Source organism: Alloscardovia theropitheci (assembly GCF_004332295.1).
Lineage (GTDB): Bacteria > Actinomycetota > Actinomycetes > Actinomycetales > Bifidobacteriaceae > Alloscardovia > Alloscardovia theropitheci.
This window is the reverse complement of the sequence record NZ_RXLP01000021.1, coordinates 1-21,963: the sequence shown is the minus strand read 5'-3', so window position 1 is coordinate 21,963 and position 21,963 is coordinate 1. Positions and strand designations below refer to the sequence as shown.

Genomic DNA, 21,963 nt, shown 5'->3' with positions numbered 1-21,963 from the left:
CAAAATTTCAACCTAATAAGCTCTTGTGCATGAGAATTGAAGAATACTCAACTTCAAGGAGGAGAGAATGAGTACACACAATTCTCGCGTTAAGTGGCGCGTAGGACGAGTAGTAAAAACTACAGTATCCGTTGTCGTGGCTGCAGCTTTCGCTGGAGGGGCGACAGTTATGGCGAATTTCCAGAGCAATAAAATGATTGGAAGCTTGCTGGGACTTTATAGTTCGTCTATTGATAATGCACATGCAAAAACTCAAGGCTTGGATCTTAACTATTACAAGCCTGAGCATACTCGCGAAAATATCAAAGCTGCTGAACAAGACCTTGCCAATCGGATAACTGGTGAAGGTACCGTTCTGCTAAAAAATGACGATTCGACACTGCCAATCAAGAAAGGAACTACGGTTAGTTTCTTTTCGATCAACTCTGGGACTCGCCAGGCTTCGGGAAGTGCCATGATGAGTGCTGCTGGTGGTTTGCTTGGAGGCTCAGGAAATTCACTTAAAAATATTTTTGAGAATGCAGGCATAAGCGTTAATGACATTTTATGGAATTACTATAATTCTGACGAGACAAAGGGGTACGGCTTAGCAGCAGGGTCTGTTGAATTCGGCGACGCTGAAGATTTTCGTATTAATGAAGTTCCACTGAGCGTTATGCAGAAAAAGGATGGGCTGCTTAAATCTGCACAAGGTACTATGCCGATATTCGTATGGTCGCGTGTAGCGGGAGAAGGACGAGACATGCCTCGCTCTATGTATAACCATGCGGATAACGACACGGATAAGAAGCGTTCATACCTTGAGCCTGATACGACAGAACGCGAACTTCTGCAATATCTCAATGATAATTTTGATTCTGTAACTGTTCTTGTCAAGTCCAACGCTGCTTTGCAACTTGATTGGATTAAAGACTATCCTCATATTAAATCTGTCGTGTTGGCCCAAAGCCTAAATAATGGCGTAGGAAAAGTATTTTCTGGTCAGATTAACCCCTCTGGAAAGACAGTAGATACGTTTGAAGCGAATGCGTTACAGTCTCCAGCTGCACAGAATTTTGGTGATTTCGAGTATGTCGATAAGAACGGCAAATTTACCAATTACAACTATGTGTCGTATAAAGAAGGAATCTACGTAGGATATCGCTACTACGAAACGCGATATTTTGATAAGGTTTCTGGACAGGGCAATGCAGGCGACTACGACTATAATCAACAAGTCGTATATCCTTTTGGCTATGGTCTTAGCTACACTACATTCAACCACAGTAACTTTACTCTCGAACAAGGTGATGATAAGAATCTCACTGCACATGTGACGATTACTAATACAGGCGATGTTTCCGGTAAAGATGTAGCTCAAGTGTATATGCAATCGCCATACACTGACTATGATAAGGCAAACGGTGTTGAAAAATCAGCAACACAGTTAGTTGTAATTGCAAAAAGCAAAGAGCTCAAGCCTGGAGAATCTGAAACACTTTCTCTGACCATTTCTAAGGAATTAATGAAGGCCTACGATGCACGTGGTGCTCGTACATATATCTTGGATGCAGGAGATTATCTCTTTACTGATGCTTCAAATGCACACACAGCTACGAATAACTTCTTGGCGCATGCTGGGCGTACCACGTCAGATGGCATGACTGAGCAAGGCGATTCTTCTGCTGTAGCAGTGTATACTCCTGCAAACACCAGTGTGGATACCACGACATACTCGACAGATCAACTTACTGGCGAAAAGGTAACGAACAAGTTTGACGATGCAGTTGGAGATGTCACGTATTTAACTCGTTCCGATTGGACTGGCACATTCCCTACCCATGATGGCGCTGTGGGGGATGATGGAGCTCAAACTAAGATTTCTACATGGGGCAACGAAATTAACGGAACTGATGGAAAATCGTACACCTATTCAAAGAAAGCTTCATCGTCCTTGCTTGACAAGCTTAAGAGCTACTCTTCTGGAATTACGGATGCTGATAAGCTTACGTCAGCCCAGCCAGTCTTTGGCAAGAAAAATGGTAAGACCTTGATTCAGATGCGTGGTCTTGAATTTGATGATAAGGCGTGGAATGATCTTCTTGATCAACTTACCGAATCGGAATATAAGGAGTTAATCGGTAACTCTGGATACGGTGTAAGCGCAATCGAGTCCATTAATATGCCTTTTAACTACGAAGCTGATTCTGCGAGCTCTTGGGTATATGGAGCAATTCGCTTCACCTATCCAAATATCATGACTCTGGCTCAGACGTACAATACTGAGCTCGCCCAAGAATTTGGCAAGTTGCGTGCAGATGAAGCATTGCTCGACAAGGCTGCTGGATTGTACGCTCCATCCATGAATATTCATCGCACACCTTTCTCTGGCCGAAATGGTGAATACTATTCAGAAGATGCGGTCTTGACTTCTCTCATGTCTCAGCCAGAAATCCAAGCGCTTACCGATAAAGGCATTTATACCTATATCAAGCACTTCGCGTTCAATGACCAGGAAAATCACCGAGGTGATCGTAACGGTCAGATGTCAATCGCTACTTGGCTTAATGAGCAGTCTGCGCGTGAGATTTATCTCAAGCCATTTGAAGATAATCTTAAATTGACCAATACGGTTAAGTATGTAGATAACGGGAAGATTGCTGAGCGTAGTATGCGTGCCACTCGCGGTATTATGACATCATTTAATCGCATCGGAGCAACGTGGACAGGTGGCAGCTATAACCTCATCACTGGAGTTGCAAGAACTGAGTGGGGCTTCAATGGTGCAATTATCACTGATAATGCTAATACAGGCGTTTTCATGGATAATACGCAGATGATTGAAGCTGGTGGAGATATTAAACTTCTGAACGCTAAAGATCCAACCGGTCGCAGCTTCAACGTATCGGATCCGCAAGTGTATCCATATGCACGTGCTGCGGCGCATCGTTACCTGTACACGGTCGCGAATTCGCGTGCGATGAATGGTGCTATGGAAGGCTCTGTATTTAAGAATACAAATGGTATGGCGATTATGTTCATAACAATTCGCACCATCTTGTATCTGCTAGCTGCATTATTACTCTTCTTGAGTGTTTGGCGACATTTGCCAAAGACTGTAGATAGAGTCAATGCTCGAAAGCTTGCAAAGCGCGAACGTCGTCTAGAGCGAAAGAATGCGCGTAGGGCAGCACGACAGTCGGCTCGGCAGTGAATCGTTAAGAAAGTATTATCTAGCTAGTAAGTAAATAATGCTTGAGGTCTTGCGAATATAGTGTCACAAGACCTCAAGCATTATTTATTGCAATCTAATATACGGGCTATATAGATTAGAGCATATAGATACTCTTAAGCACGAGTGAGTTTGCGATGGATACGATGAGGTTTAGATGCTTCTTCACCTAATCGCTCAATCTTATTCTCTTGGTATGCCTGGAAGTTACCTTCGAACCAGAACCAACGAGCAGGATTATCATCATCGCCTTCCCAAGCGAGGATATGCGTCGCTACGCGGTCAAGGAACCAACGGTCGTGGGAGACAACTACTGCGCATCCCGGGAATGCTTCAAGAGCATTCTCTAGACTTTCAAGAGTTTCTACGTCCAAATCGTTTGTAGGCTCATCAAGGAGCAAGAGGTTTCCGCCTTGCTTCAAGGTGAGTGCCAGGTTCAAGCGATTACGTTCGCCACCAGAGAGAACACCGGTAAGCTTTTGCTGATCAGATCCCTTAAAGCCAAAGCTTGCGACATATGCGCGCGTTGGAACTTCCACGCCACCGACTTCGATGTAATCAAGACCGTCGGAAACTGCTTCCCACAAGTTCTTATTAGGATCAAGACCAGCACGGTTCTGATCGACATAAGAGATTGAAACGGTTTCGCCAATCTTGAGTTCACCACTGGTGAGTTCTTCCAAGCCCACGATTGTCTTGAAGAGCGTAGATTTACCCACGCCGTTAGGACCGATGACGCCAACGATACCGTTACGAGGTAATGTAAAGCTCAAATCGTCGATAAGTACTCGGTCGCCAAAAGCCTTGTGGATATGGTTTGCTTCCAAAACTGTAGAACCCAAACGTGGCCCAGGTGGGATCTGAATCTCAGAGAAGTCAAGCTTCTTAGAGTTTCGTGCTTCTTGTTCCATTTGGTCATAACGTTCCAAACGAGCCTTATTCTTCGCCTGACGACCCTTAGGGGAGGTGCGAACCCATTCGAGTTCACTCTTCAAACGCTTAGCAAGTTTCGCGTCCTTTTGACCTTGAACCTCAAGACGCTTCGCTTTAGTCTCCAAATAAGTGGTGTAATTACCCTTATACGGGAAGAGCTGTCCACGGTCAACTTCGCAAATCCATTCCGCTACATTATCAAGGAAGTAACGATCGTGGGTTACAGCCAAAACTGCGCCTGGATAGTTATGCAAGAACTGCTCGAGCCATAAGATGGATTCTGCATCCAAATGGTTAGTAGGCTCATCAAGTAAGAGCAAATCTGGTGCTTCAAGCAGGAGCTTACACAAAGCTACACGTCGACGCTCGCCACCAGAAAGGACGGATACAGGAGAATCAGGATCAGGGCATTGAAGAGCATCCATTGCTTGTTCAATTTGGTTATCCAAATCCCATGCATTCTTAGCATCAATCTCTTCCTGCAGTGCACCCATTTCAGCCATTAAAGCGTCGAAATCTGCATCTGGCTCAGCCATTTCGATGCCGATTTCGTTGAAGCGCTTAATCTTGGCGTACAAATCACCGTATGCGAGACGGACGTTCTCAATAACCGTCTTGTCCTCGTCGAGAGGTGGTTCTTGCTGCAAAATGCCAACCGTGTACCCTGGTGTAAGTCCGGCTTCGCCATTTGAAAGCTCAGTAGTGCCAGCCATAATCTTGAGCAGGGTAGACTTACCCATACCGTTAGGCCCTACGACACCAATCTTTGCGCCTGGCAAGAAGCTCAAAGTAACGTTATCGAGGATGACGCGATCGCCGAAAGCTTTGCGAGCGTTAATCATCTGATAAATAAACTCAGCCATGTTGTCCTATTCATTCAGTCGTTCATTCAATTGAATTCATATGTGCGCGCAAGTAAATACGCAAATGCAAAAAGATAGTTTTGATATGTGTAAACCGCGCATAATCCATATAATTTTCGCATATGTGAACGACAGTGATAACGATAACGGTAAGCGATAGTGGCAAGTTATAGTGACAAGGGCACGGGCATGGGCGTGATGTTTTGCACAAACGGTGCACGAGCTGAACTATATGAAATTAAATTAATGTGTCGCTGGATATTGCAATATGTTGCAATACAATGTCTAACATTGTCAGAGCAAACTGCTGATGTAATGTAATCTCGAATAATAGTTTGACAAACTAAGATAAGTATTGTTCGTGATAACTAGCTATAGCTAACGACTATTATGCCGAGGGCAATTTTATAAATTTTCTGGAATGAATGACGGGTCATATTTATTAAAATTTGTAGTACGTAAAATTATGCGTGAGAATATGAGAATTATCGAGAGGAAAAATATGGTTGTGAAAACCACATTAAGCCGTATCAAGAAATGGGCGATAGCTGGCATTGCTGGTACGTTGGCATTCGCTCTTGCGGCATGCGGTTCGACAGCAAGTAATTCTAATAATGGTGTAGATAAAGATGCAGTTATCACAGTAAATAGCGTGGAACCAACTGGCGAACTTTTGCCGGGTAACGTTTCTGATACTGCAAGTTGGAAGATTGCAACCCAGCTTTTTGATGGCCTGGTTACTTTTACTAATAAGGGTGAGCTGGTTATGGATGAAGCTGAATCCATTACACCAAATGATGATGCGTCCGTGTATACAATCAAGCTCAAAGATGGTTTAAAGTTTTCTAATGGTGAGGCCATCACAGCCAATACGTATGCACGTGCATGGTCATATGCAGCAAACGTGACAAATGCTCAGGTAGGAGCTTCGATTTTCTCGACTATCAAGGGATATGATGATCTTCAGGTCGAAGGCGTCGACCCTAATGCTCAGCTTTCGGGACTTCGTGTCGTTGATGATAAAACTCTTGAAGTGACATTGAATGCCCCTGACTCTTCCTTCTCTTACAAGGTAGGGGATGTAGCATTCCTACCAATTCCATCTGTAGCATATGATGATATTCATGGTTTTGGTAAGAACCCGACCGTTTCGAATGGTCCATATGTCTTGCAGGAATGGAATGTTAACAAGGATATCAAGCTGAAGAAGAATGACCAATATTCGGGTGTTCGTACTCCTAAGAACGCAGGAATTGACTACGTGGTTTATGATTCTTTGGATACAGCTTACTCAGATTTGCAAAGTGGAAACTTGGATGTGCTTGATGCTATTCCGACGTCTGCATTGTCAACATTTAAGAATGATAGTAGCATTCAGGCATTCTCTGATAGCTCGTCAGCATTTAAGTCCATCACTATTCCACAGAATCTCGAACATTTCTCGGGAGAAGAGGGGGCGCTACGACGTCAGGCAATTTCCTATGCAATTGATCGAGAAAATGTCATTGATAAGATTTTAAGTGGTGCAGCAACTCCAGCAACTGATTTCTTGGCTCCAGTTATCGCTGGATATTCAAAGACACTGTCGGGCAATGACGTTTTGAAATATGATGCTCAAAAGGCAAAACAATTGTGGGAACAGGCGAATGCTATCTCTCCATGGAGTGGTACATTTACCATTGCTTATAATGCTGATGGTCCATATAAGGCATGGGTTGATGCTGTAGCAAATTCTATTTCCAACTCTTTGGGTATCGAGGCTCAGGGGAATGAATATGCAACTAATAGTGAATTCTCCAGTGCGGTTAATAAGCGTCAGATTAATGGCGCATTCCGTTCCGGCCTGCAGTCGGATTATCCACACCCTGAAGGATACCTCTTCCAAGCATATGATTCTGCATCTGCTGATGGCAAGGGCTTAAATAATGGTGATTATAAGTCATCTGAGTTTGATGGTTTTATGGATCAGGCAGCATCTGAAACTAATTTAGATGATGCGATTAAGACATATCAGCAGTCAGAAGAATTGTTGCTTAAGGATCTTCCAGTAATTCCATTGTGGTATGACAATGTTTCTGCAGGGGCGACTCAGAAGATGAAGACCGTTAAATTCAACTATATGGGTTTGCCTTCGTATTATGAGTTGGAAAAGACACGCTAAAGAAGGACACTCCGAAGTGTGAACTTAGGCTTAGATTAAACGCAAAATGAGCTGAAGATCTTCAATCTACAACTCTCGCGATTGAGCTTGAAGAAGAAAAAGAGAAGCGGTAGCCGAAACGCTGCCGCTCTTTTCTCATATTTTTGCTACACTAAAACACGTAACTTCATCACGCATGGCTTTGACCCTCTGCTGATGGCGCACGTTACGAGGATGGGGCCATAGCTCAGTCGGTTAGAGCGGACGACTCATAATCGTTATGTCCAGGGTTCAAGTCCCTGTGGCCCTACCATTCTTTCTTCTGATTCGTATGTGCGGTTTCGTGCATTTCATTGTGCTCAAAATGCTAAGATTCCTCTTTCCTAGAATCTTCTGAAGAAATTGCAAGCTTTGATTGGCTCCCCGCATGATGTAGAACTTTCCATTCCCTATAAACAGCACTAATTCCAAGAGCAATGAGGACAATACTGCTGACTAGGAATAGTCCAACTTGGAATATGGGGATACTTGGTTCATTGATAAGAACAAGGCTGAAGAAAGAACACAAGTGAATAAGGATGAAGGTTATAAAAGTCATTTTCTTGCGCGTGCTTATAGTAGGTGCGCTAGCCATGAATACGCTTGAAAGAACCATACAAACAGTGACACAAATTACTAGGATAAGTGTCCATAAGTATGACGATAAGGCACGCGAACTGGCAAGTGGTAGATGGTGCTGAATTGAGGTTATCGCATAGATACTTACCCATGCTACAAGAAGTGTGGCGTAGGATAGCCTAGGTAAAAGATGCGTGCGAGTCTTTGAACTACGTAGTGTCATGATATGACTCCTAACCTTCGTGAACCTTCTCTCGACTCAAAACACGGTTTCGTAGTTTCAAGTCTTTGTCAGTATTTATCGGTATTTATTTATCGTGCGTTGATAAATAAAGTTGTATATATATACTCTTATTTTATGTACAGGGCAAATCTGCCATGCCGTAAATAATCTCGAACCGTATAGGTAAATTGCCGGACACTTGTATATGCAGTCATCCCACAGCAAAATTATGCTATGAATTGCATAAAGCGAACTCGTCTGCTATTTTACGTATAATAATCTCGGTTCACCGGTTCACGTAAGACACAAGGTTTTGCGACCCGGGTTCCTTAATTACCTAGGAGATAACTATGAAGCAGGGTATTCATCCTGAATATGTAGTAACTGAAGTTGTTTGCTCTTGCGGCAACACTTTCGTTACTCGTTCTACCGTAAAGAGCGGTCACATCACCGCTGACGTTTGCTCAAACTGCCATCCTTTCTACACTGGTAAGCAGAAAATTCTTGATACTGGTGGTCGCGTGGCTCGTTTCGAAGCTCGTTACGGAAAGAAGAACTAGCTCTTCTCAAACGCCAACTGATGCATTGTTGTACAAGACATCCAAAGGGATGTGGTTGTGTGATTCTAAGCGTCGGCTGGCGTTTTTATATGTGAGTTTAATTAGAATTAGACCTTAGGTTTTAACTTACACAGTTTTATACAGTTTTATACACATAAATTTATACGTAAACTTAGTAGGAAGGTGCACACCAGTGGCATCTGCTAATCAATTCCCAGCAGCACAAATGGCGCTTGAGGAATACAACGATATCGAAACTCAGATGAGCCAACCTGATGTGGCATCCGATCCAGATAAGATTCGTAAGCTTGGTCGTCGCCACGCTGAGCTTGGCCAGATCGTATCTGTATACCAACAGTACTTAGATATTATTGATAATCTTGAGGCTGCTCAGGAACTTGCTGATGAAGATCCAGAATTTGCGCAAGAAGCTGCTCGTCTTCAGTCCGAGCTTCCTGAAGCCGAGGAAAAGTTGCGTGTAGCATTGATTCCTCGCGATCCAGATGATGCTTCCGATACTATTATGGAAATTAAAGCTGGTGCTGGTGGAGAAGAAGCAGCACTCTTCGCGGGTGATTTGCTGCGTATGTATATGCGTTATGCAGAAAAGCGCGGTTGGACTTACGAAGTTCAGTCTCAAAATGGTACGGAGCTTGGTGGTATCAAGGATGTGCAGATTGCATTTCGCTCCAAGGGTACTGTGGCTCCTGCTGATGGCGTATGGGCGAGCCTCAAGTACGAGGGTGGAGTGCATCGCGTACAGCGTATCCCAGTAACTGAATCTCAAGGTCGTATCCAGACCTCTGCAGCAGGCGTTATCGTATTCCCTGAAGCAGAAGATGACAATGATGAGATTGAAATTGATCAGAAGGATTTGAAGATTGATATCTTCATGTCTTCGGGACCTGGTGGGCAATCTGTGAATACTACGTACTCGGCTGTTCGTATGACTCATATTCCTACGGGCATCGTTGTTTCTATGCAGGATGAGAAGTCGCAGATTCAAAATCGTGCAGCGGCTTTGCGAGTTTTGAAATCGCGTTTGCTTGCTATGAAGCACGAAGAAGAAGCGGCTGCTGCGGCAGATATGCGTCATTCTCAGGTACGTACTTTGGATCGTTCGGAACGTATTCGTACGTATAATTTCCCAGAAAATCGAATTGTAGATCACCGAACAAACTACAAGGCTTATAATTTGGATGCAGTTCTTGATGGTGATCTTCAAGCAGTTATTGATTCTGATATTCAAGCTGATGAGGCAGAACGCTTAGCTAGCCAAAATGGTGAAGCATAAGTGACGCCTGAATTTCCTGAGAATAGAATTGATTCAGCTCTCTCTGTGCGCGCTGTAATTGCGCAGTGCGCACTCGTGCTATATCGTGCTGGTGTAAGCGATGATATTGTTAATCCTGAACAGCAAAAAATGGTTATAGCTCACGAGGTGTCAATGCTACTGGCTGAGTCATGTGACAAATCAGTAGCAGATATTCAAGCTGCTGCGCTGCTCGGTAAAACGTTTGAACAGATAGCCACGTTAGAGCAACGCGAGCGATTTATCTCATGGTTAGATCGACGAGCCAAACGTGAACCCTTACAACATATTGTGGGGCATGCTCCATTTCGTTTTCTTGATTTAAAAGTTGGTCCCGGTGTGTTTATTCCTCGTCCTGAGACTGAACTTATCATCGATGAATCTCTCGACTTTATTCGACGACAGAAAATTGAATCTCCTCGGATTGTTGATTTATGTGCAGGATCGGGAGCATTGGGGCTTTCGGCTGCTCAAGAGATACCAACTAGTACAGTATGGGCTGTAGAGATTTCTCGGGACGCATATGCTTATGCGACCATGAATGCTCAACAATTGGGAATTGACAATTATCAGTTGCTATGTGGCGATGCGACCGATCCTCAAACTCTCGATGAGTTAGATGCGAGCATTGATATTGTAATGAGCAATCCTCCTTATATTCCAGAAAAGGATATTCCACAGCAGATTGAAGCTCGAGAATTTGATCCACAGCTTGCCTTGTATGGAGCTAGCCTTGACGGTATGCGTATTCCTCGAGAAATTATCAAACGTGCATACGCATTGCTAAAAACAGGCGGTCTATTATTAATGGAACACGACTGGAAACAGGGTGATGATACACGAGAATTTGCTCAAGCAGTTGGATTTAGTACTGCATATACGCGTCAAGATTTTGCTGGGAAAGATCGTTTCCTCTGTGTCACCAAATAATCGTGCCGTCAAATAATTGTCCTGTATGAGACTCTGTGCATTGGAGAGTGATTGTTCTCAGTAGTTGCTTTAGTCAATTGTGTTGATTATCTATATCTACTATCTGTATGTCTTCGCGGTTTAAGGAGTATGATAGTAGAAAGATGGTTTATACATCGAAGGCGATGAGGGTTATGGTTACTGTATCACGACTATACACAGAGATTTTCTGCGATCTCTATGGAACTATTTTCGACATCCATACGGATGAAAACAACCCACAGGTGTGGGATGACATGTGCGAATACATGAACAAACGCGGCACGCACTTTAGTGATGGTGAAGAACTTTTTAATGCATATAACGATGCAATGACTAAAGCGCTTATTATCGGGCGAGAGGAACGCGGACAGTTTGTTGAAATCGATTTTGTACCGGTATGGCACTTGCTGTATGAAATTGGTGGGGCGCATGTATATGAAAGCACAGCATATGACACCGCAACGTATTTCCACCGCGTGAGTACGGATTATCTGGAGCCATATCCACATGCTAGAGAGTTTTTGGCGGTATGCAGGCGTAAGGGTATTCGCCCAATTCTTGTATCGAATGCGCAAGAATCGTATACATTGTATGATTTGAAGGCTCATCACCTAACGGAATGCTTTGATAAGATTTTCCTGTCGTCAACGTATGGACTGAAGAAGCCTGATAAGCGCTTCTTCAATATGGCATTAGAAGAATGTGGCACTGAGCGTTCGCATGTGGTGTATTTGGGTAATGAAATTGGATGCGATATCCGTGGTGCTCGAGGTGCTGGAATTGATGCGATTTATTTGCATACCCCTCTTTCTGTACCTGGAGATCCGGCTACATGTCCTGACGCAATTCTCAATGTTGAAGGTCCGGATTACGATGCAGTTCTGTCATGGCTATGCAAAGATGAAGTAAAAATTCAGGGGACGGGGACGGATGCTAAAATCGTTCCGGCAAAATCTAAAAAACGAACTCGTCAGAATTCTTAAGAATCAATGTTGTCGCCATCAATGTTGAGTCGGCGCTCATGCATAAGATTAGTGCGTGAAAAGAATGCGAGTAACACGTCGAACTGTGGTTATCTGGATATGCGTGTGCACTGTTTTATCTATTGTAGGTGCAGGGATTGCGCCTGATCCGGATGGGTTGGCAACATCAACTTTTGACATTCTTTTTTATACATCAACCATACTTGAAGTGCTTTCATGGATGGCGGTACCATTAGCGGGTTGGCTACTTTTTCAACGAGTTCGTGCAATTCGTTCCATATCGCTGACAAATCAAGGTCAGGGTAGAAAATCACTGTCGTATTACAGTGTCCTCGGACGTTACCTTGTCGTGTTAACGATTTTTGCACTCCTATGTGAACCGTTATACGATTATGCGTGGTCGGGACAATGGTGGAATTTTGACAGGCAAAATCCTGTGTGGGGATTGGTAATAACAGTAGTTGCCATAACTGGTTGGGATGCATTGTCGACATATAGTATGCGCTCGCAAATTACATCACGAATTCTAATTATTATTGGCGCGCTTGTGTGGGCAATCACTTTTCGAGTACTTATCAGCATTGTTATTATGAGTTTAATTTTCCTCATGTGGCCGCCCGAATACGAATTATCGTTAAAAATGTTTACTCTTAATCGTTCACTAATGATAGTTGCTGGAAGTGTAGCTTGTGGAATAACTCCATTAGTTGGTTCATGGCTCGTTCATCGGATGGATGTGGTTAATGAGTATAACGGTTCTTCGTCGAAGAAATATGGTGGCGTGACCGATACACGTAACAATGCTGTACGCAGTAAAAAGATGCAAGTGCTGTCAAGACGATTCAATCAAGCAATGGTGTGGTGGGCGTATCCTCTAGCGCTTCTTTTAGCAGTGATAGTCCGTGCAGTGATTATGACGTGGTTTGTACGATAATCTAAGCGTGAGTGGCGAGATCGCATGATAAGCGTAACCGTTGAATGCGATGATGAGCAGATGCATCAAATAGGCATCAGACAGAAAGCAGAGAATATGACAAAGAAATATGGAATTCAGCCAGTAAATGACGAAACTATTGCTCTTGCAGTTTCTCTTATACAAGCTGGGGAAGTAGTTGTCATTCCTACGGATACGGTTTATGGCGTTGTAGCAGATCCGACAAATGCGCAGGCAGTAGAAAAGATTTTTTCTGTGAAGCATCGTCCTCATGAAAAAACAATGCAAATTCTCGCAGCTCGTATGGAGGACACTAAAAAATTTGGCGTGCAGGTACCGGCTAAACTTGTACCTGTTGAGAAAGAATTTATGCCTGGTGCTGTCAGTATTATCGTTGACATTAAAACTGCTCCGGCAGAGTCTTTCCAAGATGCCCAACAAGAGTATGGGACATCACGTAGCCCTGTGCTTGCTACTGTACGTCAAGAAAAGGATGGACGTGTAACGCAAGGGATACGTCTGCCAAGTAGTGATATTGCGTTGAAAATTCTTGAACAAACAGGCCCACTTGCAGCGTCCAGTGCTAATTTGAGTGGAATGGACTCCCCAGCTACTGTGCAAGATGCATACAAACAGCTGGGAGACAGCGTGAGCCTTTATCTTGATGGAGGATCGACGCCAGGTCCTGTGGCAAGTACAGTCGTTGCATGGGATAATGAAACTGAACAGTTATTAATTCTGCGAGAGGGAGTTGTGAGTTCCGATAGAATTAGGGCTGTGTTAGCATAGAGTCACTATGAGAGTGTATATATTCATCGCCGCTATAGCAGGAGCTGTCACATGGCTAATGACTCCTGTCATTCGTCAACTCGCTTTTCGTATAGGCGCAGTGGGCGAGGTTCGTGCGCGCGATGTGCATACAGTGCCCACCCCGCGTATTGGTGGTTTGGCAATGCTTATCGGGGTTATAGTTGCTTTTCTCTTTGCTAGTCGTACTCCATGGGTTGAAAACTTATTCATAGAAACCCAACAATTGTGGGTAGTTATGATAGGAGCAATACTTATTTGCTTGGTGGGCATCACCGATGATTTGTGGGATCTCGACTGGATGCTCAAGATGTCAGGTCAACTTCTTATTTCACTTCTTGTATCATGGGGTGGTATTCAAATAGTGTCGTTGCCACTAGGAAATCTGTATTCGATTTCTACAAGCTGGTCGATTGCCATATCGGCATTCCTGCTTGTTGCTTCGATTAATGCTGTTAATTTTGTGGACGGATTGGACGGTTTAGCAGCTGGAATCGTAGGTATCGGCGGTATTGCGTTTGCTATCTACTCATATATGCTCGCACGCTCAACAGCAAATTTTGCTTCCGTAGCTATTATTATCGACGTTGTTATAGTCGGTGTGTGCGTGGGATTCTTGCTTCATAATTGGCATCCGGCTAGCATTTTCATGGGTGATACTGGCTCCATGCTTTTGGGCTATATGGTGACTTGTGCTTCTATTGTTATGACTGGTCGCCTTGATCCCAATGCTCATCATGTCAATGTTTATCTGCCAGTATTCATCCCGATTTTGTTGCCGATTCTCGTTCTTTTCTTACCTGTACTCGATATGATTTTGGCAATTGTGCGTCGCGTGAGCAAAGGTCTATCTCCTATGCACCCGGATAGAATGCATTTGCATCATAGAATGCTTCGCATTGGACATTCTGTTCGTGGTGCAGTGATTATTTTATGGATGTGGGCTGCACTGATTTCCTTTTCATCAGTGCTGCTGCTTTTCTTTAGAATGCGATATGTATTCATGGGATTTGTCGCAGGAGCAATAGTTTTGACGGTGTTTACTATGTTGCCATACTATCGCACACGATTAGCGGAAATTCGCCAGCAGGAACAGGACATAGAGCCGGAATCACAATCCCAGCAGACTATGAAGGATGAAGTGCAATTTAATGACGACAATAGTGATAACAGCAGGGGGAGCGTTACGAGATGAGTGATTTACGTTCACGATATACCATCGGAGGCGCTTTTGCGCGATCATTGTGGGTGACAGCAATTGTTGATGTTATTGTTCTTTTTATCGCTCTTATTGCCGGCTTTTCGTATGCAAATGTAGTAGGCATTTTTTCAGTTATCAGTGCGTGGGTTTTGGGTGTTTGCTTTAGTGAAATTAATCCTTTGATTGCGATGATTCTCGATAAATTGGGTCTTAAGGCAAATAGCTATCTTGTCGGGATGCTTCAATTATGGGGATTGAAGATTTTGTTTGTTATCGTATTGGGCGCAATTCTTCTTACCTTTGTGCCACGTAATACGGCTGTATTTTGCTTAGTTTTGGTATTTAGCGTTGCTATTTTTACGATAAAAAATGTCATTATTAGCGCACTTGCACGTGTTCTATAAACATACAGTTAAACATACTGTAGCTGTAGCTTAGACACGGCAGAAATTGGGCATAGAGCGTAACACTCTTAGCTGGGCTATAAAGTCGCCTCTGATGAATACAGTAGTGATATGGCTCAAGAAACATATAAACCACTTCCTAATCCATTCGAGAAGCTTGGTCTTGCATATGACGACGTATTGCTTCTTCCAAACGAAACAGATGTTATCCCGTCTGAAGTAGATACCACGACATATTTGACTCGTAATATCACTATGAAGTCTCCAGTTTTGTCTGCTGCAATGGACACAGTAACTGAGGCAGAAATGGCTATTGCGATGGCTCGTAACGGTGGTATCGGTGTTATTCACCGTAATTTAAGCATCGAAGATCAGGCTCAGCAGGTTGATACTGTGAAGCGTTCTGAATCTGGCATGATTTCCGATCCTGTTACCGTTCATCCAGATGCAACTCTTACAGATCTCGATCGCTTGTGCGGACAGTATCGAGTATCTGGCCTTCCAGTAGTAGACCATGATGGCCGTTTACTTGGCATCGTGACAAACCGCGATATGCGTTTTGTAGATCCAGCAGAGTTTGATACTTTGCGTGTTAAAGATGTTATGACCAGCGAAGGGCTCATCACTGGTCCATCGAATATCTCTAAGGAGGATGCTCATAAGCTTCTTGCTCAGTACAAGGTTGAGAAGCTTCCTTTGGTTGATGAAGCTGGTAAATTGACTGGTTTGATTACTGTTAAGGACTTCGTAAAGACTGAGCAGTATCCAGATGCTACTAAGGATGATCAAGGTCGTTTGCGTGTAGCTGCAGCTGTAGGTTTCTTCGGTGACGCTTGGCAGCGCTGTGTAGCATTGGCAGATGCTGGCGTTGATGTGCTTGTCGTTGATACTGCACATGGACATGCAAAGCTCATGCTTGATATGATTAAGCGTTTGAAGGCAGACCCAGCTTTTAAGAATATCGACATTATCGGCGGAAATATTGCTACGCGTGAAGGCGCTCAGGCATTGATTGATGCTGGTGTTGATGCAGTGAAGGTAGGCGTAGGCCCTGGTTCTATCTGCACGACCCGAGTTGTCGCAGGCGTAGGCGTTCCTCAGCTTACTGCAGTATACGAAGCATCGTTGGCAGCTCGTGAAGCTGGAATTCCTGTTGTTGCAGATGGTGGTATTCATTACTCCGGTGATATCGCTAAGGCACTTGTCGCAGGCGCATCGACCGTTATGCTTGGTGGCTTGCTTGCAGGAACTGAAGAAGCGCCAGGCGAGAAGGTACTGTTGCACGGCAAGCAGTATAAGGTCTATCGTGGAATGGGCTCTATGGGAGCTATGGCTCCACGTGGAAAGAAGAGCTACTCAAAGGATCGTTACTTCCAGGCTGATGTTACTTCTAGCGATAAGGTTGTACCGGAAGGCGTTGAAGGTGAAGTACCATACCGCGGACCACTCAACTATGTTTTGTATGAATTGGTAGGCGGTTTGCACCAGTCGATGTTCTATACGGGTGCTCGTACCATTCCTGAACTTCAGGAAAAGGGCAAGTTCATTCGTATTACGGATGCTGCTCTTCGCGAATCACATCCGCATGACATCGTTATGACAAAGGAAGCTCCAAATTACTCTGGATTCCATGAGTAAATACTCAGATATAAGCTTCATTTAGGCTTTGACACATTCATAATGTGTTTAAAAGAGCCGCGAGAGGATTATTTGAATTGCGCTCATCTGTATTATGCAGGTGGGCGCAATTATGTGTGAGGACAGCAATTATTCCTTATATTGATTAAAATAGTTTATTATTGGGAAAATTATTTGAAGATGAACTGTAGATAAATCCTTATCACGAGTTCTTTGGTATGCTTCATTGTGTTGATTACGATGATTCGGGGATAAAGTGAAAAATTTTTTGCGCAATATCGCTAACCGATATGGTTATGCGTGGACGGTTCTAAAAGGCTTAGTTCAAACAGATTTCAAGTTACGCTATCAGGGATCTATCCTCGGGGTAGCTTGGTCTGTACTCAAACCGCTCATGCTTTTTTGCGTGATGTATATCGTTTTTGGGCGTTTTTTGCGTATGTCTGATGGAACGCCAACTTATCCGGTGGTTCTTTTGCTTGGAATTAGCTCATGGCAATTCGTTACGGAATCGATCGGAATCGGGTTACGTGCGATTGTGGATCGTGGTGATCTCCTACGAAAAATTCATTTCCCGAACTATATCGTGGTTGTATCAGCTACTGTCGGAGCAATGATTAGTTATGCTATTAACTTGGTAGTAGTACTCGTGTTTGCTCTGGTTGCACGAGTAGAGTTTACGTGGCGAGTAGTGCTCGTTCCCCTGAATATTATTGAGCTATATGCTTTTACACTGGGGCTCACACTTCTTATGGCTACTATTTACGTGTATTTTAGAGATATCGCTCATATTTGGGAAGTGCTTGCGCAGATCATATTCTATGCGATGCCAATTATTTATCCATTGACATATGTGACGAATCGTGGTGGCACTATCGCCTCCTTAGCGCGTTTAGAGCTTCTTAATCCATTCGCTCAAACTATCCAAGATATACGCCATAATTTGGTTGCACCTGCAACACAGCCAACGATTTGGAATACATTTAGTAATCCTATTATCCAGCTTTTCCCAGTTGTTTTGGCCGTTTTTGTACTCTGGTTAGGAGTACATGTGTTCCGCAAGCATAGTCGTAAGTTTGCTGAGGTGATGTAATGACAGACTCCATTATCGAAAAGAAAAATAGCTACGCAGAACGTCCAGTTGTGCTCAAAGCTCAGCATGTTTCTAAATACTTCAAGTTGCCAACCGAGCAAGCTACGGGACTTAAACAGGCATTTATCAACTGGACTAAGGGTATAAAGGGTTATAAGCGCCAAGATGTACTCAAAGATATTAATTTTGAAGTACATCAAGGTGAATTCTTCGGTATCGTCGGACGAAATGGTGGTGGAAAATCAACACTGCTCAAGCTCATTTCACAAATTTATTACCCGGAAAATGGATCAATTGAGGTATCTGGCAAGCTTGTACCATTTATCGAACTTGGGGTTGGTTTTAATCCAGAACTTACGGGACGAGAAAATATATATCTTAACGGCTCATTACTTGGCTTTAGTAAAGAAGAAGTCGATGATATGTATGACGACATCGTCGAATTTGCTGAACTTGAAGAGTTTATGGACCAAAAACTCAAGAATTATTCTTCCGGTATGCAAGTACGCTTAGCTTTTTCTGTGGCAATTAAAGCACAGGGGGATATTCTTGTGCTAGATGAGGTGCTTGCAGTAGGTGATGAAGCATTCCAGCGTAAGTGTGACGACTTCTTTACAGAAATCAAGAAAGATCCATCTAAGACAGTTGTTTTGGTAACGCACGATATGAATTCGGTAAAACGTTACTGCACTCGAGCCATGATGATTTCACACGGTGAAGTTATAGCTATTGGCGATCCAGAATCCGTCTCAGAACAATATACCATGGAGAATCTTCGCGCTGAGAAACGTGCTACTGAAAGGCAGCGTGCGGAAAACGGTGGATATCCAAATGGATTGAACGAGAAGTGCCCGATCCTGCGCACTACGGCTGTATCGTCGCCACTTTTAACAAGTAATGAATCATTCAAATTCGAAGTTGAATATCAGTATGACGAACCTGGTGATTTCTATCTGGCAATAGCAGTTCATGATTTGCGACGCGGTGGAATTACGTATGATACTGGTTCAAAGACTTTTAAGATGAACCAACATGGGCATCATACAGTCCAGTTCGAGCTTCCGCTGAATCTATTTAATAATGGGGAATTCCGTATTTATACATCATTGCGAACTCCAAGTGCAACGAATCCTCACGCTACAGACGCGGTGGGAGTAGCAATCGATGATAGAGCATGTGATTTTGCTATTCGAGATAAGCGAAATCGCGATTTCGCTTTGCTTAGCGATCGTGCATTGACGATTACACCTGTGGATGCCGATGCAGTAACGGTTGAATAAGAGACAATTCTACTAAGCATTAAGAGGTCTCGTGCAGTTCATTCTCACGAATTGTACGAGACCTTATATTATGCGAATGTCATTATGAGAGGAATTTGAAAATATATAAGAGCTAGATGTGATATAAGCGAAATCCGTGGACGAAGGGTCATGCTGCTTTAGATTATGATGTATCACAGCACACTGATAGTCTGACGATGATTTCTTTTTATATGGATAGTCGTGCTGTAAAGATGATAGTTGATGACAGCAATGCGCATGGTTGTTGTGAATAGGGATTTGCCTCGTGTGGTTTTCCGATGTCGTTCTATGCATGGGACATGTTGAATGCGGCATCACAATCAAATACTGAACGTAAAAGTCGATAATTGATGTTTCGTATAAGGAAATGTGTTATCTCTAACAATGGGGTAGTTGTGTAATTGCATGTGACTGCAGCAGTTGTAGTTGCCAGAGGAAAGTATGAGTTATGCGATATTGTATTTTTAGATAGAAAAACTGTTCCACATATGGGAGAGAACATCGGGATGAGTGATTTTATTGTTGATCATGATCAGTTGACTTCTTTGAAGGATAAGATTGCGAATGCTAAAAGCGATCTTGAAGCGATGGCTGATATTGATGTTAGCGAAGGTAAGATAGACAATGCCAAGGTCGAAAAGGCTGTGACAGATTTTTTGTTTGGTGTTAAATCACATAAGACTCGTATTGTTAAAGGCGTAGAAGGAATGCAAACAGCAATCGAGAATGCGTTGACGAGCACGACGGATGCTGATGATCAGATGCAGTCTGCTATACGCGATGATGGTTCAGAGGGGTAGTTTATGGGCTCTGTACAATATGCGTTGACTCTTCCTGAGCAATGGAATCAGTTCGAGCTCACAGATGATAACATTAGTGAAGTTGCTCGTAAAAATACGGATAATCTTATTTCTACTATTCCTGCTTTAGCTAAAAACAGGGCTAAGATTTATTCATTTTGGCATAGTCAGCTTCAGCATGCGCGCTCTGTAGGTATTAGGCATGTTGCCAGTTATTTTGAACAAGCTGACGATAAACCTGTTATAGCGTTGATGCAGGTTCAGATTATGCCTCTGCCACCGGTGGAAGCTGATAGTACTGTACTTGATACGCTTTATGATGCTTTCAATAGGGTAGAGCCTGAGCGTCCTGAGCTTCCTGATATTGCGATAATTCAGCAGGATAATATCGGCAAAGGCGTGCGCTGTGTGGCGAGGGAATTTTTGTCTCAAGATGCTGGTGAACAAAATACCGAAGTTATTATGATGAGGACAATTTTCCCTCTTCAGACGTGTGCTTTTGGTCTTAATTTTATGACCCCTAATGTTGGTGAGGCTTTGCCTTTGTGTGAGTTGTTTGAGTTGATTACGTCAACTCTTGATGTTCAAGAGAGTGTGGAGGAGTAGGTATGGTGCGTCCTGATGTGACTGATTGGTTCAAGGTTGGTTATGATGGTGATCAGGTGCCTGGTGATAGTGAGTCTATTGCGGCTTTGGCGTCGAAGTTTGGTGTGAATGCTCAGAATTTTGATAAGTTGTCTGAGCTTCTTGGTCAGGTGGCGAGTTCGTCTGCTGATGGTGCGATTTGGACGGGTAAAGGCGCTGATGAGTTTCATAGTAAGTATGATGATTTTGCGTCTAAGGTTTCGAAGCTTGCTACTAGTCTTCGGACGGTGAAGACAGAGTTGGATTCTTTTGCTACTTCTGTGGGCGAGAATCAGGTTAAGGCTGATGCTGCTTTGCGTGATGCTGTGGCGGCTAAGGGATAGTATTAGTGATCTTAATGGTAAGATTTCTCGGGCGAATCAGGCTGTGTCTCAAGCGAATGCTGGTGTTCGCTCTGCTAACGCGTTGCCTGATAATGATACAAGTAAGGAGTATCAGCAGTCTCAAGCTTCTTCGGCGTTGAGTACTGCTCAGGGGCAGTTGGATAGTTTTAAGGCTCAGTTGTCTTCTGCTTCTTCTGAGTTAGAGACTGCGAAGCGTACTATTGATACGCATCATGGTTTGTATGTGCAGGCTGCTGATAGTGCGGCGTCGAAGATTTCTTCTGCTCAGGATACGGGTGATTTGCAGGTTGGGTTTTTCGAGAAATGGTTTTATTCTGATGTGTGGCGTGGTGTGGTCAAGATTGCTGAGATTGTGGGTTTTGTAGCGGGTCTTGCTGCTATTTGTTTGAGTGGCGGTGGTTTACTGATTGCGGGTATTTTGTTGGCGACTAGTTTGATATCCCTTGCCGACACATGGGCAGGAACACATGTTGGAGAAAAAGACAACGTAGATCTCGCGTTTAGTGTAGCAGAAACTGCACTTGCCTTTGTTCCGTTTGGTAAGGCGTTGTCTTCCATAAAAAGTGCAAAGTCTGTTGCTAAGGCTGGTGGAAAGATGGCTTTGGTATTAGGCAAGAGCGAGGGTTCTGTATCGTGGGGTACTTTTATGAAGACGAATGCGAAGAATTATGTGAAGGATTTATATCTTCCTGGCATTGTCAAGCATAAGACTGATTTTACGACTATGACTACGGAGATTGTGGTTAAAGATACGACAAGTCTTGTTAAGGAGGGAGTGAAGAATGGGAAGAATTTTTATGGGTTAGTTCGGAACAATTATGAGGATAAGGATACTACGTCATCGGGTGTTAAAACTATGATGAATATTGCGGGTAGTACGTGGATGAAGGCGAGTAGTGAAGGGTATTCGAAATTGTATGATGGGCCGAAGAAGATTATTGAATTCTTCCGGGGTAAGTGAGATGAGAGTTTGAGCGTGGATATGGCTGATGGTGTAGATGG

At 43.5% G+C, this 21,963-nt stretch carries 19 protein-coding genes and 1 tRNA gene; 18 read left to right on the top strand and 2 right to left on the bottom strand.

Annotated features, from left to right (window positions below; translation table 11 throughout):
- The first annotated feature begins 67 nt into the window (after nt 1–67).
- Entirely contained in the window at nt 68–3,193 is a 3,126-nt protein-coding gene (locus EJ419_RS05110) for a glycoside hydrolase family 3 N-terminal domain-containing protein (RefSeq protein WP_131284293.1), read from the top strand.
- Nucleotides 3,194–3,327: 134 nt separating this feature from the next.
- Here the strand turns inward: EJ419_RS05110 and ettA are convergent, their stop codons facing one another.
- Nucleotides 3,328–5,007 (bottom strand): energy-dependent translational throttle protein EttA, encoded by a 1,680-nt coding sequence (ettA, locus tag EJ419_RS05105; protein ID WP_131284291.1) that lies wholly within the window; start codon nt 5,005–5,007, stop codon nt 3,328–3,330.
- Between the two features lie 502 nt (nt 5,008–5,509).
- Between ettA and EJ419_RS05100 the strand changes: the two genes are divergently transcribed.
- Together EJ419_RS05100 and EJ419_RS05095 are read left to right on the top strand one after the other, a co-directional pair.
- A complete protein-coding gene (locus EJ419_RS05100) occupies nt 5,510–7,168 on the top strand; it encodes a peptide ABC transporter substrate-binding protein (RefSeq protein WP_131284289.1) in 1,659 nt (552 codons plus the stop codon).
- A 215-nt stretch (nt 7,169–7,383) separates the two neighbouring features.
- Nucleotides 7,384–7,460 (top strand) — tRNA-Met (locus EJ419_RS05095).
- Between the two features lie 54 nt (nt 7,461–7,514).
- Here EJ419_RS05095 and EJ419_RS05090 read toward each other — a convergent pair.
- Entirely contained in the window at nt 7,515–7,988 is a 474-nt protein-coding gene (locus EJ419_RS05090; protein WP_131284287.1) for a hypothetical protein, read from the bottom strand.
- A 350-nt stretch (nt 7,989–8,338) separates the two neighbouring features.
- Between EJ419_RS05090 and rpmE the strand changes: the two genes are divergently transcribed.
- The 15 genes from rpmE (at nt 8,339) to EJ419_RS05015 (ending at nt 21,922) form a co-directional block, all read left to right on the top strand.
- Complete coding sequence (gene rpmE, locus EJ419_RS05085) at nt 8,339–8,548, top strand: 50S ribosomal protein L31 (RefSeq protein ID WP_131284285.1); 210 nt, start codon at nt 8,339–8,341, stop codon at nt 8,546–8,548.
- Between the two features lie 226 nt (nt 8,549–8,774).
- Nucleotides 8,775–9,842: a peptide chain release factor 1 gene (prfA, locus tag EJ419_RS05080; RefSeq protein WP_131284477.1), complete on the top strand. Its 1,068-nt coding sequence runs from the start codon at nt 8,775–8,777 to the stop codon at nt 9,840–9,842.
- Nucleotides 9,843–10,790: a peptide chain release factor N(5)-glutamine methyltransferase gene (gene prmC / locus EJ419_RS05075; RefSeq protein ID WP_240680346.1), complete on the top strand. Its 948-nt coding sequence runs from the start codon at nt 9,843–9,845 to the stop codon at nt 10,788–10,790.
- A gap of 143 nt (nt 10,791–10,933) precedes the next feature.
- Nucleotides 10,934–11,794 (top strand): HAD family hydrolase, encoded by an 861-nt coding sequence (locus tag EJ419_RS05070; RefSeq protein ID WP_165496242.1) that lies wholly within the window; start codon nt 10,934–10,936, stop codon nt 11,792–11,794.
- Nucleotides 11,795–11,849: 55 nt separating this feature from the next.
- Nucleotides 11,850–12,728, top strand: coding sequence for a hypothetical protein (locus EJ419_RS05065; RefSeq protein ID WP_131284281.1), 879 nt, complete (start codon nt 11,850–11,852; stop codon nt 12,726–12,728).
- Nucleotides 12,729–12,824: 96 nt separating this feature from the next.
- Nucleotides 12,825–13,517 carry an L-threonylcarbamoyladenylate synthase gene (locus EJ419_RS05060; RefSeq protein ID WP_131284279.1) on the top strand — a complete coding sequence of 231 codons (693 nt, stop codon included), beginning with the start codon at nt 12,825–12,827 and terminating at the stop codon, nt 13,515–13,517.
- Nucleotides 13,518–13,524: 7 nt separating this feature from the next.
- On the top strand, nt 13,525–14,730 hold the full coding sequence (locus EJ419_RS05055) for a glycosyltransferase family 4 protein (protein ID WP_131284277.1): 1,206 nt from the start codon (nt 13,525–13,527) through the stop codon (nt 14,728–14,730).
- Nucleotides 14,727–15,140, top strand: a complete 414-nt coding sequence (locus EJ419_RS05050; RefSeq protein WP_131284275.1) for a hypothetical protein — start codon at nt 14,727–14,729, stop codon at nt 15,138–15,140. Before EJ419_RS05055 ends, EJ419_RS05050 begins: the two co-directional genes overlap by 4 nt.
- A 111-nt stretch (nt 15,141–15,251) precedes the next feature.
- Nucleotides 15,252–16,778 carry an IMP dehydrogenase gene (guaB, locus tag EJ419_RS05045; RefSeq protein WP_131284273.1) on the top strand — a complete coding sequence of 509 codons (1,527 nt, stop codon included), beginning with the start codon at nt 15,252–15,254 and terminating at the stop codon, nt 16,776–16,778.
- 256 nt (nt 16,779–17,034) lie between these two features.
- Nucleotides 17,035–17,871 carry an ABC transporter permease gene (locus EJ419_RS05040; protein WP_165496241.1) on the top strand — a complete coding sequence of 279 codons (837 nt, stop codon included), beginning with the start codon at nt 17,035–17,037 and terminating at the stop codon, nt 17,869–17,871.
- Nucleotides 17,871–19,151 carry an ABC transporter ATP-binding protein gene (locus tag EJ419_RS05035; protein ID WP_131284271.1) on the top strand — a complete coding sequence of 427 codons (1,281 nt, stop codon included), beginning with the start codon at nt 17,871–17,873 and terminating at the stop codon, nt 19,149–19,151. The genes EJ419_RS05040 and EJ419_RS05035 overlap by 1 nt, the downstream gene beginning before the upstream one ends.
- A 527-nt stretch (nt 19,152–19,678) precedes the next feature.
- Nucleotides 19,679–19,972, top strand: a complete 294-nt coding sequence (locus tag EJ419_RS05030) for a hypothetical protein (RefSeq protein ID WP_131284269.1) — start codon at nt 19,679–19,681, stop codon at nt 19,970–19,972.
- Nucleotides 19,973–19,975: 3 nt separating this feature from the next.
- A complete protein-coding gene (locus EJ419_RS05025; protein ID WP_131284267.1) occupies nt 19,976–20,578 on the top strand; it encodes a hypothetical protein in 603 nt (200 codons plus the stop codon).
- A 2-nt stretch (nt 20,579–20,580) separates the two neighbouring features.
- Entirely contained in the window at nt 20,581–20,940 is a 360-nt protein-coding gene (locus EJ419_RS05020) for a WXG100 family type VII secretion target (protein ID WP_131284265.1), read from the top strand.
- Complete coding sequence (locus EJ419_RS05015) at nt 20,915–21,922, top strand: hypothetical protein (protein WP_131284263.1); 1,008 nt, start codon at nt 20,915–20,917, stop codon at nt 21,920–21,922. The genes EJ419_RS05020 and EJ419_RS05015 overlap by 26 nt, the downstream gene beginning before the upstream one ends.
- Nucleotides 21,923–21,963: the final 41 nt, after the last annotated feature.

Bases quoted from the DNA above. Each gene is read 5' to 3' on its own strand.
- EJ419_RS05035 (WP_131284271.1), top strand. From the start codon at position 17,871: ATGACAGACTCCATTATCGAAAAGAAAAATAGCTACGCAGAACGTCCA.
- EJ419_RS05030 (WP_131284269.1), top strand. From the start codon at position 19,679: ATGAGTGATTTTATTGTTGATCATGATCAGTTGACTTCTTTGAAGGAT.
- ettA (WP_131284291.1), bottom strand. From the start codon at position 5,007: ATGGCTGAGTTTATTTATCAGATGATTAACGCTCGCAAAGCTTTCGGC.
- EJ419_RS05050 (WP_131284275.1), top strand. From the start codon at position 14,727: ATGAGTGATTTACGTTCACGATATACCATCGGAGGCGCTTTTGCGCGA.
- EJ419_RS05110 (WP_131284293.1), top strand. From the start codon at position 68: ATGAGTACACACAATTCTCGCGTTAAGTGGCGCGTAGGACGAGTAGTA.
- EJ419_RS05100 (WP_131284289.1), top strand. From the start codon at position 5,510: ATGGTTGTGAAAACCACATTAAGCCGTATCAAGAAATGGGCGATAGCT.
- prfA (WP_131284477.1), top strand. From the start codon at position 8,775: ATGGCGCTTGAGGAATACAACGATATCGAAACTCAGATGAGCCAACCT.
- EJ419_RS05020 (WP_131284265.1), top strand. From the start codon at position 20,581: ATGGTGCGTCCTGATGTGACTGATTGGTTCAAGGTTGGTTATGATGGT.
- EJ419_RS05060 (WP_131284279.1), top strand. From the start codon at position 12,825: ATGACAAAGAAATATGGAATTCAGCCAGTAAATGACGAAACTATTGCT.
- rpmE (WP_131284285.1), top strand. From the start codon at position 8,339: ATGAAGCAGGGTATTCATCCTGAATATGTAGTAACTGAAGTTGTTTGC.
- EJ419_RS05090 (WP_131284287.1), bottom strand. From the start codon at position 7,988: ATGACACTACGTAGTTCAAAGACTCGCACGCATCTTTTACCTAGGCTA.
- EJ419_RS05070 (WP_165496242.1), top strand. From the start codon at position 10,934: ATGGTTTATACATCGAAGGCGATGAGGGTTATGGTTACTGTATCACGA.
- EJ419_RS05055 (WP_131284277.1), top strand. From the start codon at position 13,525: ATGAGAGTGTATATATTCATCGCCGCTATAGCAGGAGCTGTCACATGG.
- EJ419_RS05025 (WP_131284267.1), top strand. From the start codon at position 19,976: ATGGGCTCTGTACAATATGCGTTGACTCTTCCTGAGCAATGGAATCAG.
- guaB (WP_131284273.1), top strand. From the start codon at position 15,252: ATGGCTCAAGAAACATATAAACCACTTCCTAATCCATTCGAGAAGCTT.